The organism is Tritonibacter horizontis (assembly GCF_001518015.1).
GTDB classification, from domain to species: domain Bacteria; phylum Pseudomonadota; class Alphaproteobacteria; order Rhodobacterales; family Rhodobacteraceae; genus Epibacterium; species Epibacterium horizontis.
In genome coordinates this window covers 125,421-142,728 of the sequence record NZ_LPUY01000075.1, presented here as the reverse complement: position 1 = coordinate 142,728, position 17,308 = coordinate 125,421, and the positions used below count along the sequence as shown (strand labels likewise).

Sequence of the window (17,308 nt, the reverse complement as noted above, 5' to 3'; positions counted from 1 at the left end):
TGTGATCAGGCCCAGCGGCCAGTGAAGTCTTCGGGCACCAGCAAGTTGTGCCGCCCCAGATTGGTCACGGATTTTTCGCCACAAAGCGCCATCGAGGTGTCGAGTTCCTTGTGAATCACCTCGAGCGCGCGGGTGACGCCCTGTTGGCCCATCGCCCCGAGGCCATAGACGAAGGCGCGCCCGATCATGGTGCCGGTCGCCCCCAGCGCCAGCGCCTTCAGCACGTCCTGCCCGGAGCGGATCCCGCTGTCGAGATGGACTTCGATATCGCCGCCCACCGCATCCATGATCCGCGGCAGCATGCGGATGGAGGACAGGGCGCCATCCAGCTGGCGGCCGCCGTGATTTGACACGGTGATGGCATCGGCGCCGACCTTGGCGGCCATCTTGGCGTCTTCTTCGTCGAGGATGCCTTTCAGGATCACCTTGCCGCCCCACATCTCTTTCAGTTTGGCGATCTTGCTCCAGTCGAGCGTCAGGTCGAATTGTTCGGAGGTCCAGGCCCCGAGCGAGGAGGCATCCGAGATGCCATCGACATGACCGACGATATTGCCGAAATGGCGCCGCTTTGCGCCCAGCATTTCGATCCCCCAGGCCCATTTTGTCATCAGATTGGCGATGGTCTTGGGCGTCAGCTTTGGCGGCGCGGAGAGGCCGTTCTTCAGATCCTTGTGGCGTTGACCGAGGATCTGCAGATCCAGCGTGATCACCAGCGCCGAGCAGTTCGCCGCCTTGGCCCGTTCGATCAGGCGCCGCACGTAGTCCTCGTCTTTCATGGTGTAAAGCTGGAACCAGAAGGGCTTTGTCGTCGCCTCCGCCACATCCTCGATCGAGTTGATCGACATGGTGGACAGGGTAAAGGGCACGCCAAAGGCCTCTGCGGCGCGGGCCGCCTTGATCTCACCATCGGCGCATTGCATGCCTGTCAGCCCGACCGGCGCAAGGGCCACGGGCATCGCCACATCCTGACCGATCATTTGCGACGCGGTGCTGCGCCCGGCCATATCCACCGCGACTCGCTGGCGCAGGCGGATCTGGTTAAAATCCGAAGTGTTTTCGCGAAAGGTCTGCTCGGTCCAGGAGCCGCTCTCGGCGTAGTCGTAAAACATCTTGGGCACCCGGCGCACATAGATACGCTTCAGGTCGTCGATATGAGTGATTACGGGCATGGCGGCTCCTTGGTGCGGGCTCAACTGGTCATGTTTTCTTACCAATTGAAAACTGCTCTGACAAGCAAGGGTGTCGTAATCTTGCATTTACGAATTTGTGGAACTTTATCGCTGGACGCGCCGATTTTTCACGGCGGACGGTCCAGCAGCATTCATTACATCCGGCCTGCGATCACAGCATCTGGGCCGGATAGAATATTTGAGACGACAGAATGCCGGGCCCGTTTTTTCGCGGGCGGGCGGCGGCCCGAGGAAAGCGGCATTATCTGGAGGTAAAGCAACGTGACTGTTGTATCCACAACCGATGCGGCCCGGGGCATTCTGGCTGGCGTCCGCATGGCGCGGTGCCCGATGGAGCGGGCGCGGCGCTCCGCAGCCCGGCGAGGCGCGCGATGACAGTGCATACCGATGACATTACTGCCCCGGAGGCTGACACCCCGGCTCCTGCCGAAGTGATGGCCGAACTGACGCGCGAACGTCTGCGACGGCAGGACCTGGAGGACGAGCTGGCGCGGAGAACCCAATCGCTGGAGCAGGCCAATGCATCGCTGGTGGCGCTGTCCCGCCGCGTCGACCACCTGGTAGAGATGCGCACCGCTGATCTGGCACGGGATCGGGACGCCGCGCAGGGCGAAAACGCCGCAAAGACGCAATTCCTGGCCACCATGAGCCACGAGATCCGAACGCCATTGAACGGGGTTCTGGGGCTGGCGTCGGTTCTTGCGGATACACAGCTGAACGAGGTGCAGGAGCAAATCCTGTCGGTGATGCGGGACAGCGGGCGGCTTTTGCTGAACATCGTCGATGATATTCTGGATCTGTCAAAGATCGAGGAGGGCAAGCTGGAGCTGGAGCGGCTGCCCACCGATGTCGTCTCGCTGATGGAGGCGGTCTGTCGCCAGTTCGAGCCGCGTATCGCGGAAAAGGGGCTGAACTTTACCAAGCTTTGTGGCGGCGGCCTGTCGCTGGGTGGGGTCTGGGTGAATATCGATCCGACCCGTTTCCAGCAGGTCCTGTCGAATTTGCTGTCCAATGCGGTCAAGTTCACCAACCATGGCGCCATCGCGCTGACCTCGCATCTGCGAGCGGAAAAAGACGGCATGCTGACCCTGACCGTGACCGTCCGCGACACTGGGATCGGTCTGAAGCCGGAGCAGGTCGGACGCCTGTTCCAGCCTTATATGCAGGCGGATGCCAGCGTACATCGCAATCATGGTGGCACCGGGCTGGGTCTGGCGATTTCGCGCCAGATCTGCCAGCGCATGGGCGGCGATCTGTCCTGCACCAGCGCCGCGGGCGAAGGCAGCGAATTCCGGGCGACCTTTCAGGTGACGCGCGCCGCTCCGACACCCGAAAACCAGGAAACGACCGACCAGGCAGATTGCGCGATCCTGGCGCAGCGGCGCTGGCGGGTGTTGATTGCGGAGGACAACCGGACCAACCGCATGGTTCTGCACCATATGCTCAAAAGCTACGATCTGGAGCTGATCTGGGTCGAAGACGGCGAAGAAGCAGTCGAAGCCTGCCTGAATGCGAAGCCCGACCTGGTGCTGATGGATGTGAACATGCCCGTGATGGACGGGGTCGCTGCCACCGCTGGAATTCGCGCCGGCGAAGCCCGCGAGGGCCGTGGTCCGGTGCCTATTCTCGCGGTGTCAGCCAATGCCTTGGTGCATCAGGTGAAGACCTATCTGGCACAGGGCATGTCCGGGCATGTCGCCAAGCCGATCCGCAAGACGCTTTTGTTGCAGGCGATGGCCAAGGCCCTGTCTGAGGCGGCAGCGCGCGACGCCTGAGCGGCGCGCCCCCGTCAAGGCGCCGCGCCGCTTGACCTGCCACCGGGGCGGTGTTCATCCCGCGTGGGCGCCGTCGGCCAGCGATTTGACAAAGGCCAGAACCTCGGACACCGGTTTGCCCGCGCCGATCTCTGCGACGATGGCGCTGCCGACAACGGCCCCATCCGAAATGGCGGCGATGGTCTGGGCCCGCTCGGGTGTCTTGATGCCAAATCCGACGATGACCGGCAGGTCTGTCGCCGCCTTGATCCGGGCGACCTCGGGACCGACATCGGAGGCTTCGGCCTCGGCCGCACCGGTGATCCCTGTGATCGAGACGTAATAGACAAACCCGGAGGTGTTCTGCATCACGCGGGGCAGGCGGGCGTCATCCGTGGTGGGGGTCGCGAGGCGAATAAAGTTCAGACCGGCGGCCTGCGCAGGCAGGCAGAGTTCGGAATCTTCTTCCGGCGGCAGATCCACCACGATGAGGCCGTCGATCCCGGCGTCCTTGGCTTCGGCGAGGAAACGATCAACGCCGCGCGCATAGATGGGATTGTAATAGCCCATCAGCACGATCGGCGTGGTGGAGTCCCCGGCGCGAAAATCGCGCACCATTTGCAGGGTGCGCTCTAGGGTCATCCCGGCTTCCAACGCGCGTTGTCCGGCCAGCTGGATGGTGGGCCCGTCCGCCATCGGGTCGGTGAAGGGCAGGCCCAGTTCGATCACGTCGACCCCCGCGCCCGGCAGTCCCTTGACGATCTCCAGCGAGGTGTCGTAGTCGGGATCACCGGCCATCACATAGGTGACAAAGGCTTTTTTGCCCGCGGCAGCGAGTTCGGCAAACTTGGCGTCGATACGTGTGGTGGGGCGGGTCATGGCGGGCCTTCTGAGATCTCTGTTGTTGAGATTGATGTGCCGAAACTTCCCGGCAAAATCAATCCCGACAACGGCCTCGGGCCCGATAAGCCCGAAACTCAGCCCTTTTTGCCGCGCGACAGCGGGACATGCAGGCGAAAGCTGAGCGCGTTGAGACCGGGATTGCGGTCCCCCACCGAGGCGTTGGAGATATGACTGAGGGCCAGGGACACGCGGTTGCCATTGGGCAATACACGTCCGATCCCCACAAGCGAGCGGATTTCGAAGGTCGAGCCGAGGTCGTTGGCGGGCAGGCCTTCCTCGAACAGGCCGGGCATGATGCTTGCCTCGATGAACCAGTCGTTTCGCAAGGCGCGCTGCCCCTGCAGGCCGACCCCGAGGAAGACATCGCCCTCTTCATGCAGCTGCACGGTCAGCCCGGCGCCGGTTTCAAACCCCAGCAGGTCCCAGTCGCGGGCGCCCAGATAGTCGGCTGACAGGAACCCACCGCTGTCAGCAGCGGAATTGTGAAAATCGCTGTAACCGATGCCGGTCACCACCTCTTGCGCCTGGAGTGGAGCGGAAATCAAAAACGTCGGCACGAGCGCCGCGACATAGGCTAATTTGCGCATATGATCCTCTTATCGGCTTGCAGATCGTGACATGTTTCCGACCCGACAATTGTATGAACCAACAAGAAAGGGGCGGGATTGTTCCATTTCAACTCCATCCCCCGCAGCCGTGATTGGCCGGTGACTGTGCCGTGACCGCCCTGTGCGCTTGCGCAGGGCGGCGCATAGGCCTAGAAGCTGGCAGCCAAATGGGATCAGGAGACCGGAATGGGCTTTAAAATGGGAATCGTGGGTCTGCCGAACGTCGGCAAGTCGACCCTGTTCAACGCACTGACCAAAACCGCCTCCGCGCAGGCGGCCAATTTCCCGTTCTGTACGATCGAGCCCAACGTGGGCGAGGTCGGCGTCCCGGACGCGCGCCTTGAGAAACTGGCCGCTATCGCGAAATCAAAACAGATCATTCCCACCCGGATGACGTTTGTTGATATCGCCGGTCTGGTAAAGGGCGCCTCGCAAGGGGAAGGGCTGGGCAATCAGTTCCTGGCCAATATCCGCGAAGTGGACGCCATCGCCCATGTCCTGCGCTGTTTCGAGGACGGCGATGTCACCCATGTCGAGGGCCGCGTTGATCCGGTTGCCGATGCGGAGACCATCGAGACAGAGCTGATGCTGTCCGATCTGGAAAGCATCGAGAAACGCCGCGCCAATCTGGTGCGCAAGCTGAAGGGCAACGACAAGGAAGCCCAGCAGCAGGACCGCCTGCTGGCCGCCGCGCAGGCGATGCTGGAAGACGGCAAGCCCGCCCGCCTGGTCGAGGTCGATGCCGACGACGAAAAAGCCTGGAAAATGCTGCAGCTGCTGACCACCAAACCGGTGCTGTTTGTCTGCAACGTCGGCGAAAGCGAAAGCGTCGAAGGCAATGCCCATTCCGCCAAAGTGGCAGAGATGGCCGCAGCGCAGGGCAACAGCCATGTGATCATCTCGGCCCAGATCGAAGAGGAAATCAGCCAGCTTGAGGCGGATGAGGCGCAGATGTTCCTTGAGGAAATGGGGCTGGAAGAGGCTGGTCTCGACCGTCTCATCCGCGCTGGCTACGACTTGCTGCACCTGGAAACCTATTTCACAGTCGGACCAAAAGAAGCGCGCGCCTGGACCATCCGTCAGGGCACCGCCGCGCCGCAGGCGGCCGGTGTGATCCATGGCGACTTTGAAAAAGGGTTCATCCGGGCCGAAACCATCGCCTATGACGATTTTGTTGCCAGTGGCGGCGAAACCGGCGCCAAGGAAGCCGGCAAGATGCGCGCCGAGGGCAAGGGCTACATCATCAAGGACGGCGACGTGTTGCATTTCCTGTTCAACACCTGACCTGCGCCTGCCGGACATCACTTCCGGACATCACAGCGATCCGCACAGCATTGGCCCGTCTTCCTGCGAAGGCGGGCTTTGCCTTGACCGGTGGGGGGTGTGGCCATCTGGTGAGGGTCGGGCTTGAGCTGGGCTTTGTACCAATGCTACACCCAGTCGATTAACCCGTCGGAGGTATAAAAATGACAACAAAACTCATCATCGACACGGACCCCGGCATCGACGATGCCATGGCGATCTTTTACGCCGCCGCCGCCCCGGACATCGAGCTTTTGGGGCTGACGACGATTTTCGGCAATGTCACCACCAAGATGGCAACCCGCAATGCGCTGCGCCTGCTGGAAGCTGCGGATCTGGACTTGCCGGTGGCGGAAGGCGCGCCAAAGCCGCTGGTTTTGCCGCCGTTCGAACCCTCTGCGCATGTGCATGGCGACGAAGGGTTCGGTGATATTCCGGCGGCCAGCCCGAAGGGGAAGGCGCTCGACGAAGACGCGGCGGATTTCCTGATCCGTATGGCGCGCGCCCACAAGGGAGAACTGGTGGTCTGCCCCATCGGCCCCCTGACCAATATCGCCCTGGCGATCCAGCGCGATCCGGCGTTTGTGAAGAACTGCAAGCGTATCGTCATCATGGGCGGCTCGCTGGAGGCCGGTGGCAATATTACCCCCCATGCCGAAGCGAATATCTATCACGATCCGCATGCGGCGGAGGTGGTCTTTGCAGCGGCGGCGGGCAAGGTCACCATGGTCGGGCTGGATGTGACGCTGAAGATCCTTTGTACGCCAGCCGATTTTGACAAGATCAAAGAGCGCTCGCCCGATCTGGGGGGCATGCTGAAACAGATGAGTGTCTTCTATATCAAGTTCTATCAGGAGGTTGCGAACCTCAACGGCTGCTCGCTGCATGATCCGGCTGCGGTGATCGCCTGCACCCATCCGGAGCTGTTCCAGACCCGTGCGGTGCCCGTCACCGTGGCGGTTGATCCGGATCGCTCGGGCGCGACGCTGGAAACAGATGACAGTCGTGGCAAGACGCATGTCGCGATGGACGTTGATGCGGAGGCGGTAAAGGCGCTGTTCCTCAAGCGGTTGTCGCTGCTGCCCTGAGGCAGGCCAGCCACAGCTGCCCTTTGGGTGGGCCACACCGGGAATGTGCTCTTTCCGGTGTGGCGCGGGGTCTCAGAAGAGAAAGACCTCGTCATGAAGATCCAGAACATTGGTTTCAAGAAGCACGAGGGAGGCCCCGTCGTCGCGGATGATCAGCCTGCCGTCTTTCTGGATGATATGGAGGTCATCGACGGACTGCGCTGATGTGTTGATTGCAATTTGGTCGCCGGCCGAAAAATCGAACACCCGATCCTTGCCACCCGCCAGCTCCAGCACAAAAACATCATCGCCACCGTTGCCAAACAGCCGATCATTGTCGGCCCCGCCCGCAAGCGTGTCCGCGCCCCTGCCGCCCTTCAGAACGTCCCGCCCGGCGGCGCCGTCAAGCACATCAGCCCCGCCGCGCCCAAGCAATCGGTCGCGCCCGGCCTCGCCCGCCAGCTGATCGGCGCCTGCGCTGCCACGACTGTTGAAATCCAGCTGAATTTCCGCCTGATCTCCGAATGAGAAGGGCAGGCCGTCAAAATTGATCTGCACCGTGTTTGCGGAGGTGGTGACAAAATCGCCTGGAAGGCCAAGGGTATTGCTGGCACCGACCACCTCTGCCCCGCGAATGCTGAGGCCCTGTGACGCCAGCCCGTCAAACGTCAACAGATGCCCGTTGAACGCATCGTCGTCCACATTCCCGAAGTAGCCATTTTCAAGCAGTTCAATATGGATCCGACCGGGTTGGACATCAAACTGAACCGGAACGATGTTCACACCATCATTGGCAATATCAAAATCGGAGACGTCGGAAAATTCGATGGAACTAAAGGAAACCGTTGCTGTTTCCGGGTGGGTCAAGGGAAAGTCAAGGGTCGGACTGAATGTTTCAAGCGTAACCTGAGTGCCTGCGATCATTGAATAACTCCTGATAATTTTGGCCGATGCCTGGCAAGAGGAGAGGCCTGAAATGCCAGTGCTGCCCCTTTTCGCCGTGCCGGACGCTGTTTCAATCACCAAAGCCTAGCTGCTTGAGTGCGGCCGTTCAACACGCAGGCCGCCAGAGCCGACACCGCCCCGGGGCGCAGGTGCGATGGGGCCGCGCGGGTTGCAATCAAGAGCGTCGAAGGAAAATTGAAAAAACGCCTTGTCTCTCAGGAGTCGCGACAATATACGGGTCAGCGGAGACGTGGCCGAGTGGTCGAAGGCGCTCCCCTGCTAAGGGAGTAGGCCCGGAAGGGTCTCGTGGGTTCGAATCCCATCGTCTCCGCCATCATATCGTTTGTTGGCTTTGAATGGGTCGCCTTGGGCGGCCTTTTTCTTTTTCTGACCTTGGGTTTCTGCGGTGTCGGCTTTTGCTGTCCGTCGTTCAGGAGGTGGAAAAAGGCGCATAAACGGGCGGGCGCAAAGTCGGAAATGGCGGATCAGGCGCGGGGCAGGACAAGACTGACATGAAGCCCGGGCGCGTTGGAGGACAGGGTGATATCGCCGCCGTGTTGCTGCGCGATGGCGCGTGCGATTGCAAGTCCCAGTCCGACCCCGCCCGTCTGGGCGTTTCTTGAACGATCCAGCCGATAGAAGGGTGCAAAGACCTGTTGCATCTCGTCTTCGGGAATACCGGGTCCGTGATCATCAACCCTGATTTCGACGCTTTGCGCGGTGGCGACGACGCTGACAGTGGCCTTGTTGGCGTAGCGCACCGCGTTTTCGACCAGGTTTCGAACGCATCGCCGGATCGCGTCCGGCCTGCAGCGAAAGGTTATCTTGTCGGCCTCGATGAAGGCGACATCAAATCCGGTTTCCGCCAGATCATCGCAAAGGCTTTCCAGAAGAGCGCTAAGTTCAATATTGCGGGTGGGTTCGGTGGCGGCTTCGCCCTTGGCGAACAACAGCGTTGCTTCTGTCATCCGGTGCATTTCGTCCAGCGTCGCAATCATCTTGTCCCGAAGATCCGTGTCTGGCAGCAGCTCGACCCGCAATCTCAGGGTCGTCAGCGGGGTGCGCAGATCATGTCCGATCGCCGCCAGCATGCGGGTGCGATCCGCGACGAAGCGGTGCAGCCGCTCCTGCATCCGGTTGAAAGCGACATGCAGGTTTCGGATATCTTCCGGCCCGCTTTCGGGCCGGGCGGGCAAGGGTTCGCCGCGTCCCAGCGCCTCGGCCGCCTCGGTCAGCGCGCGCAGGGGGCGCGCAATCAGCCGCGCCGAGATAAGCCCGAAAAGACAGAGCACAATTGCGGTGACGAAGGTCGAGATCAACGATTGCACCATGCCAGCATCGGTCTGGCGGGGCTTGTAAAAGACCGCATTCAGCCAGAAGCCATCGGGCAACGGAACCGCCAGCCCCATGCCAATCTGGCCTTCGAACGGAAGCACGCTTGCGGGGGTCTGATAGGTCCAGAGCGGTGACGCCAGCGGTGACCAGCCGGCGAAGGCCTTGTTGCGGACCACCTCTGCCTGACGTCCGTCGGCGAGGCGCGTTTCGGGGGGCGATCGGTCGTTCACGATGTCGGACAGCGGTTCCAGCAGGTAGGCGCGCGCGCCGGCGTACCAGTTGCGCCCCTCTGGCCTTGGGTCTGCCGACGATGCCCAGAACCGTGTCGAGGTCGTGGCGCTGGCCAGAAGAACATCCCGTCGCAGATCGTCGGGCATTGTCTCAATCACCTCGGCCAGCGTTGCGGTCCGGCTGATGAATTCGCTCTGCGCGGCGGTTTTCAACGCTGTGTTCCGGCTGTTCCAGGACAGCGCGAACCCCATGGCCTGTCCTGCCAGCAGTGCCACAAGCATCAGACTGACAATCTGCCCGCCAAGGCTGCGTCGCCACCAGGCGGTCATTTGGCGGTGACTTCGGCGGACAGACTGTAGCCGCCGCCCCAATGGGTCTGGATCAGCCTTGGCGTTTTGGGGTCGGTCTCGATCTTTTTGCGCAATCGGCTGATCTGATTGTCAATACTGCGGTCAAATGGTTCTGCGGTGCGGCCAACGGTGAGGTCAAGCAATTGGTCACGGGTCAGAACGCGCTGCGGGTGATCGAGGAACACGTTGAGGAGCCTGAACTCCGCCGTGCTCAGCGCGACGCCCAGCCCATCGGCGTTGGTCAGTTCGCGCCGACCGAGATCCAGCGTCCATTGGTCAAAGCGGACCGTCTCGCGTTTGCCGCTCTTTCGCGGTGTGTCAGGCGCACGCCGCAAAACGGCCCTGACCCGGGCCAACAGTTCGCGCGGGTTGAAGGGTTTGGTGACATAGTCGTCGGCCCCAAGTTCCAGCCCGATGATCCGTTCGGTATCGTCAGCCACGGCTGTCAGGAAAATGATTGGCAGTTGCGTCTCGGCCCGCAAGGACCGGCAAATCTCCAGCCCGTCTTCGCCCGGCATCATGATGTCGAGAATGACCAGATCCGGCAGGCTGCGGTCCAGGATCTGGCGCAGGGCAGGGCCGCCGTCGGCCAGGCTGACCCGGTACCCATGCTGAGACAAGTAGGCGCCGACGAGATCGCGAATGTCGCTGTGATCATCGACAATGACGATATGTATCTGGTCCGGCATGACAGTCCCTGCGGTTGCATCCGGTCACCATAGTCCATCGTCGGTTCTTATGCATCGTGTTGAACTGTATCAAAGTGTCTCGACCCTGCCGGACTGGGGGCGTTGATGCGACAGTTTGATACAATTTCACCCGTTCCGGGCATATCTCTGCGACACCGCCTGTCCATAACGATGACGAATGCCCCGATCTCCTCGCTGACAGGAAAGACTGTTTTGTCCGGCGGGGAGGTCAAGTTTACCCAATGCATCGTAGGAGATACCACATGCCGAAGACGTTTCCAGCCGCTCTGTTCGCCGCCTTCCTGTTGCCTGCTGCGGCATCCGCCGAAACTGTCCTGAGATACTCTGACCATCAGCCAGCGGATCAGATGCGTACGCAGTTCTTGAAGGATGTGTTTTTTCCGGCGATTGAAACGGAATCAAATGGACGGCTGAAGATTGACGACCATTGGGATGGGGAACTCGCCGCCCCCTATTATGCTTTGGACACGGTCAGCACAGGCGAGATTGCTGACATGGCCACCGCCGTTCCGGAATACACTGCGGAGGCATTGCCGCTGCATCAGATATTCAAAAGCTTCCCAGTGGGCCCTTCCGCAGCCGATCAGGTCTCTTTCTTCCGCCAGGTTTATGCCGAAGTGCCGGAATTGACTGCTGAATTTGCGGACAACAATGTCGTTCCGATTTTTCTGGGCACGGGGTTTCCGGTGGCCTTTTACAGCGTGGCGCCGCTGGAATCGCTGGAGGACATCGGTGGGACCACCTGGCGATCGGCGAGCTTCTGGCATCTTGATTTCCTGGGCCACGCTGGCGCGGAGGCGGTGCGGATCCCCTGGGGCCAGGAGGTCTACGATGCTTTTGCGGCCCGCACGCTTGACGGGCTGATGGTCAATGTCGACAGCGGATATAATCTGAAGGTCTACGAACAGGCCCCGCATGTTCTGGTCTCCAATGACCTCTGGCTGGGGCACCTCTACCCCGTGGTGATGAACCGCGATACGTGGAACGGGTTGGCGCAGGAGGACAAAAACGCCATTCAGCGGGCCGCAGAAACCGCATATGCCGCGTTGGGGGCGGAGATGGACCGCAGCTTCGAGGCCCAGTTGCAAGCCCTGGAAGACCGCGGTGCGGTGGTGCGACGGCTGACCCCGGCGGAGGTCGAAGCCTTTTCGGTCGCGACCCGATACCATGAGGTTCAGGCCGATTGGGTCGCCGCGCAGGCGGCCAGCGGTCAGTCCGATGCGGGCCGCGTGGTGGAAAAGATCAGCGCCATCCTGCAAGGTGCCGTCGACTAAGGCGGACCAGGGTCGGCGCCGCCAGGATCGTCCGGGGCCTGGCGGCGAGTGGACCGCCGCCCCAGGTCAGGCGCTGTGTCGGACGTTCGGACGCTTTGGCGGTGCCTCTCGCAGGTCGCGTCGTCTGAGGTCCATGCGGGCCAGGCCACCATAGGTCCGGGAGACAAGCTTGCGCCCGGCAGCCCCGTAAAAGTCCACAGCGGCGGCCAGCTCTGGAAAGAGTGTGAACAGTTCGCGGCCATCCTCGGGGCTGAGCCCGCGCAAGGCATCCGGCCCGGGCCAGAACGTTTCGGTGGCGCAGTCTTCGGCGAAAATCACCTGGTGATCTTCGGTCAGGATGTGGATGTAGCACAGGGGGGCGCCGCTTGGGTCGACCTGCACATGGGCCGGATCCAGCTCCGCCAGAAGGCGCGCGCGCAAGAAGGGTTCGGCGGCCTGTTGCGGTGCAGATGTCATGTCCGGCGCGACGATGAAACGATGCTGTGGCGAGACCCGAAGCGGCCGCGTATTGCGGATCAAACCACCGGGGCGCACCAAAATCGGGCACAGATGCGGGTGCTTGACCAGATCTGCGGCCGACAGCAGGCGGCGACCGATCCAGACCACGGGTTTCAGCCCGTTGTCAGCCGTCTGGATCAGATCCCCGACGCGGATCTGTTCCACCGGGCGGACGCCCGATGCGGTTCGGATCAGGGCACCGGGGGTGAAGCAGGGGATGCCGGCAGAAAACAGCTGCGCATGGGTCGACATCTGGCTGGGGTCAACGCCTTCCAGCACCAATTGTTCGCCACCGGGAAAAGTGAGAAGCGCATTTCCAAACCCATCATCGCTGGTGGTGACGTCCAGCGTCTGCACCGACCCGCCAGGGCCGGAGCCGCCGGTCAATTCAGACACATCCAGCTGATCGTTGAAGTAGCCGTCGGAATCGTCATCGCTGAGGTCGAAGTCGGTGATCCGGTCCGCGCCACCTGAATCCGTCAGGACAAACTCATCATCGCCATCGCCGCCGGTGAAGCTGTCGTCGCCGCTTCCGCCCGCCAGCGTGTCGTTGCCGGCGCCAGCGTTGATGGTGGTGCCAGCGCTGTCGGCGCGTGCATCCACGACATCATCCTGATCCGTCAGGACCATTTCCTCGATTTCCGAGAACTGGATCGTATCGGTGCCGTCGGTGATAAAGCCGCTTTCATCGCCGGTATAGGTCACCGTTACCGGGCCGGTCATTGCCGAGAGGTCGATGATATCCTGATCATCGCCGGCCTCACCGCCAACGATGGTGTCGTTGCCGAAATTGTCCTCGATGATAAAGGTATCGGCGTCGGCCTCGCCGTACATTTCGTCGTCGCCCTCGCCACCGACAAGCCGGTCGCCGTCGTTGCCCCCATACATGGTGTCGGAGCCGTCGCCGCCTTCGAGCGTGTCGTAACCGTCGGTGGCCACGATGCTGTCGTTGCCGGTGCCGCCGACCAGGCTGTCGTCGCCGCTGGAGTTGTGGAGCGTATCGTCGCCTTCGCCGCCGTAGAGGGTGTCGTTGCCGATGCCGGTGGTCAGATAGTCATTGCCCTTGCCGCCATAGATCAGGTCGTCGCCGTCGCCGCCTGCGATGGTGTCATCATCATCGCCGCCGTCGATGGTATCATTGCCGACCCCGCCGGTGATCGAATCCGCACCGAGGCCGCCGGTGATGCTGTCGTTGCCATCGCCGCCGACCATGGTGTCAGCGCCCGTCCCGCCATCCATGGTGTCGTCGCCGGTACCACCGTCCATGTAGTCCAGCCCGTCGCCGCCCGACAAATAGTCCTGACCATCCTCGCCGAACATGCTGTCATTTCCGGCGCCACCGACCAGACTGTCGTTGTCGATGCCGGCATACATGGTATCGTTGCCTTCGGCACCTACAAGCGTGTCGAAGCCATCGCCGCCGAACATGCTATCGGCCCCGGCGCCACCGTCCATGTTGTCATCGCCGGTTCCGCCGTCCATGTAATCCAGGCCGGTGCCGCCGGAGAGGTAGTCATGTCCGGCTTCTCCGTACATGCTGTCGTCGCCGGTGCCACCGACAAGGCTGTCGTCATCGACACCGGCGTACATGGTGTCGTTGCCATCGCCCCCCTCAAGAGTGTCGTTGCCTTCGGTCGCGACGATGCTGTCGTCGCCGGTGCCGCCGACGAGGCTGTCATCGCCGGCCGAGTTGTGCAGCGTGTCGTTGCCTTCGCCGCCGAGCAAGGTGTCATTGCCGAGGCCGGTACTTAGATAGTCGTCGCCTTCGCCCCCGTCGATGAGGTCGTCCCCGTCCCCCCCCGACAAGGTGTCGCCGCCCAATCCGCCGATCAGCGTGTCATTGCCGGTGCCGCCGGTGATGATGTCATCCCCCTCGCCGCCATCGACACTGTCATCGCCTTCGCCCCCGTCGAGGACATCGTTGCCGCCCTGACCGTAGATGACATCGGAGCCGAGCCCACCAATGAGCGTGTCGGCGCCTTCGTCTATCGGTGTAAACACAGCGTCTTCGATCAGATCGCCTGAAAGGGTGAAACCCGAGGTGGAATCCCGTGACTCCAACGTGAATTCGATAGAGGTGCGCCCTTCGAACTCTGCCGAGAACCAGGCATCCTGATCATCATAATCATTGTGTTCAGTGCCCGCCGCGCGGACGGTGCTGCCATCGTTGGTTACGTCGAGGGATGAATCGCTGGAGGTGCCAAAACCGGTGTATTGATCGGTGTCGAGCGACACGGATTCGACATCCTCAACATTGTTGTTCCGATCAAGGTCGTTGAAGGTTGCGGTGGAGTTGATCGAGACCGCTTCTCCGGTCGTCGGGTCGAAGAACTCCAACCGGAATTCGGCGGTGTCGCCGGTTCCGCGTCCATTCAGGGTTATTTCCCCGCCACGAGTGCCTGAAAGATCAACGAACATTTTGGGATCAGACGTGCTGACCAGAACAAGGCGACCCCAGACCGAAGTGCCGTCCTCAAGAAAGGCAACGTCCTTGTAAATAGCGGAGTCGCCCGCTTGCGCGCTCCAACTGTCATAGGTCTGGCTGACCAGGTTGTTGATATCAAGGACCAGCGGTGTGGCATCGTCCCCGTCAGAGCCGCTTTCGTCGCCAAACAGCGTGTCGTTGCCAGATCCGCCGGTAATATGGTCGTGGCCACGCCCGCCGAGGATCGCATTGTCGTCGTCGGACGCGATGATCGTGTCATCGGTGTCGTTGCCAAACACGAGTTTGAACAGGCCGTTGCCATTTCCGTTCCCGTTGGCCAGGCCGTATGCGTTGCCGTTGCCGTTGCCAAGACCAAGGCCGTTCAGGGCGTTGGCAATCAGGCCGTCTTCTTCGTCTTCCTCGTCGGTTTCCTCTTCTTCCTCTTCCGGGATATAGTCGGGATCCCAGGGATCGTGAAAAAGGTCGCCAAAATCGACGGCAGCAGGCGAGGTTTCACTGTTCTCGAAAGCCGTGTCTGTTGCGTCTTTCTCCAGAGGATTCTTAACTGACATAAACGCCTAATTCCGCAAAATGGCCGCACGAAGCAGTGACATGCGGCCATGTCACCTGCAGGGATACCTGCGTGCCACTGTTGCCCCGAGGCTGAAAAAAATCCGTTAAGGTTCAGGGCGGAATTAGGGCGAATTTTAGCTTTCTGACGCTGTCAGGCCCCTGTGATCGCTTTGGTCCGAAGCCAGGGGCCTGTGGTTCGTTGTTGTCAGACGTCCTCCAGCAGGCAGGCAACCTGTCTGTTCGCGGAGCCCAACAGCGCCGGGCGCACGTTGCGACAGGCGTCGATCCGTTTGGGGCAGCGCGATTGAAACAGGCACCCTGGCGGAAGGTCTATCGGGCTCGGCAAGTCGCCATTCAACACCTGCGGCGTGGTTTTGACGCGCGGATCCGGAACCGGCACCGCCGACAGCAGCGCCTGGCTGTAGGGGTGGCGGGGGGCATCGACCACATGGGACGCCGGGGCTTTTTCCATCACGCCCCCCATATACATCACCAGCACATCATCCGAGATATGGCGGATCACCCCAAGGTCATGGGCCACAAAAACAAGCGTCAGCCCCATTTCCGCCTGTAGATCCTTGAGCAAGTTGATGACCTGGGCCTGGGTCGACACATCCAGCGCCGATACCGGCTCGTCGCAGAGCAGAATTTGCGGTGCGGAAACAAGCGCCCGCGCGATGCCGATACGCTGGCATTGACCGCCGGAGAATTCATGCGGGAACCGATTGAAATTCCGCTCGGGTATCCCGACACGGTCGAGCATGTCTCGCGTGGCATTTCTGCGGTCGGCGGCGGACATCTCCGGGCGGAAATAGATCAGCGGCTCGGCCACGATGTCGCGGATGGTCATGCGCGGATTGAGCGACGCGATGGGGTCCTGAAAGATCATCTGCATGCGCCTGCGCAGCGTCTGCATGTCGCGCCGGTTGTTGTAGTCAATGGCCGCCCCGTCCAGCCAGACCTGCCCTTCGGACGGCGGCACAAGCCCGGCAATCGCACGGATCAGCGTGGATTTTCCGCAGCCGGATTCGCCCACGATGCCAAGCGTTTTGCCCTGGGACAGGTCGAAGCTGACACCGTTCACCGCATGCAGCGATCGGGCAGGCGACCAGGGCCAGCGTTTGCCCTGATGGATGGCGAAGGTCACCTTGAGATCTTTGACAGAAAGGATGGGGGCGGTCATGTCAGCTCCTCTACGGGGCGGATGCAGGCGCGTTTCTGGCGGCTGCCGGTCAGGTCTGGCAGGGCCTCAAGGCAGGCGTCGCGCACATCCACGCAGCGCGGTGCAAAGGGGCAGGCCACAGGCGGGCGGGTCTGGTTGGGCGGGCTGCCGGGGATCGCTGCAAGGGTTGCGGTTGCGTCGCTGATATTGGGCACCGCGCGCAGCAACCCACGCGTGTAGGGATGGCCGGGGCCATCAAAGAGATCCAGCGTCGGCGCTTCTTCCATCACCCGGCCCCCATAGAGCACCAACGTGTCCTCGCAGAACCCGGCAACCACGCCGAGATCGTGGGTGATCAGCATCACGGCGGTATTGAGATCGCGCTGGATGTCGTCCAACAGGGTCATGATCTGCGCCTGTACGGTCACATCAAGCGCCGTTGTCGGTTCGTCCGCAAGGATCAGTTTCGGTTTGCAGATCAGGGCCATGGCAATGACGATCCGCTGGCGCATGCCGCCGGAGAACTCATGCGGATAGGCGGTCAGGCGGTTCCTGGCGTCCGGGATCTGGACCGCCTCCATCACCTCTAGCGCGCGTTTGCGGGCGTCGCGACGGCTGAGGCCTTCGTGCTGCACCACCACCTCGCCAAGCTGCCGCTCGATGCGCATATAGGGATTGAGCGAGCTCATCGGGTCCTGGAAGATGATTGAAATGTCTCGCGCGCGGATCCGGTTCAGTTGTGACTGCGACAGGGCCAACAGGTTCTGGCCCTCGTAGAGCACCTCGCCGCTGGCCTCGGCATTGGGTGCCAGCAACCCCATGATCGCCATGGCGATCTGGGATTTGCCAGAGCCGGACTCTCCCACCACGGCGAGCTTCTGGCCCTTGGCGATGTCAAAACTGACATCATTGACGGCGTGGACATAGTCGTCGCCGGTGCGAAATCGGATGTTCAGGTTGCGGATCGACAGGAGGCTCATG

13 protein-coding genes and 1 tRNA gene are annotated in these 17,308 nt (G+C 61.6%); 5 read left to right on the top strand and 9 right to left on the bottom strand.

Annotated elements, in window-relative coordinates; all coding sequences use genetic code 11:
* Positions 1 to 5: 5 nt before the first annotated feature.
* Positions 6 to 1,169 (bottom strand): alpha-hydroxy acid oxidase, encoded by a 1,164-nt coding sequence (locus TRIHO_RS13820; RefSeq protein WP_068244751.1) that lies wholly within the window; start codon positions 1,167 to 1,169, stop codon positions 6 to 8.
* A 392-nt stretch (positions 1,170 to 1,561) separates the two neighbouring features.
* Here TRIHO_RS13820 and TRIHO_RS13815 point away from each other — a divergent pair, with 392 nt between their 5' ends.
* Positions 1,562 to 2,965, top strand: a complete 1,404-nt coding sequence (locus tag TRIHO_RS13815; protein WP_232367790.1) for an ATP-binding protein — start codon at positions 1,562 to 1,564, stop codon at positions 2,963 to 2,965.
* A gap of 54 nt (positions 2,966 to 3,019) precedes the next feature.
* Here TRIHO_RS13815 and trpA read toward each other — a convergent pair whose 3' ends face one another.
* Together trpA and TRIHO_RS13805 are read right to left on the bottom strand one after the other, a co-directional pair.
* Positions 3,020 to 3,823, bottom strand: coding sequence for a tryptophan synthase subunit alpha (trpA, locus tag TRIHO_RS13810; RefSeq protein WP_068244749.1), 804 nt, complete (start codon positions 3,821 to 3,823; stop codon positions 3,020 to 3,022).
* 98 nt (positions 3,824 to 3,921) lie between these two features.
* The gene (locus TRIHO_RS13805; protein ID WP_068244746.1) at positions 3,922 to 4,434 is read right to left on the bottom strand and encodes an acyloxyacyl hydrolase; all 513 of its coding nucleotides are present in this window, start codon (positions 4,432 to 4,434) and stop codon (positions 3,922 to 3,924) included.
* Between the two features lie 207 nt (positions 4,435 to 4,641).
* Here TRIHO_RS13805 and ychF point away from each other — a divergent pair, with 207 nt between their 5' ends.
* Both ychF and TRIHO_RS13795 read left to right on the top strand, forming a co-directional pair.
* The gene (gene ychF / locus TRIHO_RS13800; protein ID WP_068244742.1) at positions 4,642 to 5,739 is read left to right on the top strand and encodes a redox-regulated ATPase YchF; all 1,098 of its coding nucleotides are present in this window, start codon (positions 4,642 to 4,644) and stop codon (positions 5,737 to 5,739) included.
* A 182-nt stretch (positions 5,740 to 5,921) separates the two neighbouring features.
* Entirely contained in the window at positions 5,922 to 6,845 is a 924-nt protein-coding gene (locus tag TRIHO_RS13795) for a nucleoside hydrolase (protein WP_068244741.1), read from the top strand.
* A gap of 72 nt (positions 6,846 to 6,917) precedes the next feature.
* On the opposite strand, the gene TRIHO_RS13790 is transcribed toward TRIHO_RS13795, so the two are convergent.
* Positions 6,918 to 7,748 carry a calcium-binding protein gene (locus tag TRIHO_RS13790; protein WP_068244740.1) on the bottom strand — a complete coding sequence of 277 codons (831 nt, stop codon included), beginning with the start codon at positions 7,746 to 7,748 and terminating at the stop codon, positions 6,918 to 6,920.
* Between the two features lie 265 nt (positions 7,749 to 8,013).
* On the opposite strand from TRIHO_RS13790, the gene TRIHO_RS13785 reads away from it, so the two are divergent.
* Positions 8,014 to 8,103: transfer RNA gene (locus TRIHO_RS13785), tRNA-Ser, on the top strand.
* 151 nt (positions 8,104 to 8,254) lie between these two features.
* Here TRIHO_RS13785 and TRIHO_RS13780 read toward each other — a convergent pair.
* Together TRIHO_RS13780 and TRIHO_RS13775 are read right to left on the bottom strand one after the other, a co-directional pair.
* Positions 8,255 to 9,664 (bottom strand): sensor histidine kinase, encoded by a 1,410-nt coding sequence (locus tag TRIHO_RS13780; RefSeq protein ID WP_068244739.1) that lies wholly within the window; start codon positions 9,662 to 9,664, stop codon positions 8,255 to 8,257.
* On the bottom strand, positions 9,661 to 10,374 hold the full coding sequence (locus tag TRIHO_RS13775) for a response regulator (RefSeq protein WP_068244737.1): 714 nt from the start codon (positions 10,372 to 10,374) through the stop codon (positions 9,661 to 9,663). Before TRIHO_RS13775 ends, TRIHO_RS13780 begins: the two co-directional genes overlap by 4 nt.
* A 263-nt stretch (positions 10,375 to 10,637) precedes the next feature.
* On the opposite strand from TRIHO_RS13775, the gene dctP reads away from it, so the two are divergent.
* Positions 10,638 to 11,669 carry a TRAP transporter substrate-binding protein DctP gene (gene dctP, locus TRIHO_RS13770; protein WP_068244734.1) on the top strand — a complete coding sequence of 344 codons (1,032 nt, stop codon included), beginning with the start codon at positions 10,638 to 10,640 and terminating at the stop codon, positions 11,667 to 11,669.
* A 66-nt stretch (positions 11,670 to 11,735) separates the two neighbouring features.
* Here dctP and TRIHO_RS13765 read toward each other — a convergent pair whose 3' ends face one another.
* The 3 genes from TRIHO_RS13765 to TRIHO_RS13755 all read right to left on the bottom strand — a co-directional run bounded on the left by TRIHO_RS13765 (position 11,736) and on the right by TRIHO_RS13755 (position 17,307).
* Positions 11,736 to 15,164 carry a Hint domain-containing protein gene (locus TRIHO_RS13765; protein ID WP_082705141.1) on the bottom strand — a complete coding sequence of 1,143 codons (3,429 nt, stop codon included), beginning with the start codon at positions 15,162 to 15,164 and terminating at the stop codon, positions 11,736 to 11,738.
* A 206-nt stretch (positions 15,165 to 15,370) separates the two neighbouring features.
* Positions 15,371 to 16,348 carry an ABC transporter ATP-binding protein gene (locus tag TRIHO_RS13760; RefSeq protein WP_068244731.1) on the bottom strand — a complete coding sequence of 326 codons (978 nt, stop codon included), beginning with the start codon at positions 16,346 to 16,348 and terminating at the stop codon, positions 15,371 to 15,373.
* Complete coding sequence (locus TRIHO_RS13755) at positions 16,345 to 17,307, bottom strand: ABC transporter ATP-binding protein (protein ID WP_068244728.1); 963 nt, start codon at positions 17,305 to 17,307, stop codon at positions 16,345 to 16,347. The genes TRIHO_RS13760 and TRIHO_RS13755 overlap by 4 nt, the downstream gene beginning before the upstream one ends.
* Position 17,308 lies beyond the last annotated feature (1 nt).

Excerpts from the sequence above, each read along its gene's own strand:
- TRIHO_RS13820 (WP_068244751.1), bottom strand. The coding sequence starts at position 1,169 with ATGCCCGTAATCACTCATATCGACGACCTGAAGCGTATCTATGTGCGC.
- TRIHO_RS13815 (WP_232367790.1), top strand. The coding sequence starts at position 1,562 with ATGACAGTGCATACCGATGACATTACTGCCCCGGAGGCTGACACCCCG.
- trpA (WP_068244749.1), bottom strand. The coding sequence starts at position 3,823 with ATGACCCGCCCCACCACACGTATCGACGCCAAGTTTGCCGAACTCGCT.
- TRIHO_RS13805 (WP_068244746.1), bottom strand. The coding sequence starts at position 4,434 with ATGCGCAAATTAGCCTATGTCGCGGCGCTCGTGCCGACGTTTTTGATT.
- ychF (WP_068244742.1), top strand. The coding sequence starts at position 4,642 with ATGGGCTTTAAAATGGGAATCGTGGGTCTGCCGAACGTCGGCAAGTCG.
- TRIHO_RS13795 (WP_068244741.1), top strand. The coding sequence starts at position 5,922 with ATGACAACAAAACTCATCATCGACACGGACCCCGGCATCGACGATGCC.
- TRIHO_RS13790 (WP_068244740.1), bottom strand. The coding sequence starts at position 7,748 with ATGATCGCAGGCACTCAGGTTACGCTTGAAACATTCAGTCCGACCCTT.
- TRIHO_RS13780 (WP_068244739.1), bottom strand. The coding sequence starts at position 9,664 with ATGACCGCCTGGTGGCGACGCAGCCTTGGCGGGCAGATTGTCAGTCTG.
- TRIHO_RS13775 (WP_068244737.1), bottom strand. The coding sequence starts at position 10,374 with ATGCCGGACCAGATACATATCGTCATTGTCGATGATCACAGCGACATT.
- dctP (WP_068244734.1), top strand. The coding sequence starts at position 10,638 with ATGCCGAAGACGTTTCCAGCCGCTCTGTTCGCCGCCTTCCTGTTGCCT.
- TRIHO_RS13765 (WP_082705141.1), bottom strand. The coding sequence starts at position 15,164 with ATGTCAGTTAAGAATCCTCTGGAGAAAGACGCAACAGACACGGCTTTC.
- TRIHO_RS13760 (WP_068244731.1), bottom strand. The coding sequence starts at position 16,348 with ATGACCGCCCCCATCCTTTCTGTCAAAGATCTCAAGGTGACCTTCGCC.
- TRIHO_RS13755 (WP_068244728.1), bottom strand. The coding sequence starts at position 17,307 with ATGAGCCTCCTGTCGATCCGCAACCTGAACATCCGATTTCGCACCGGC.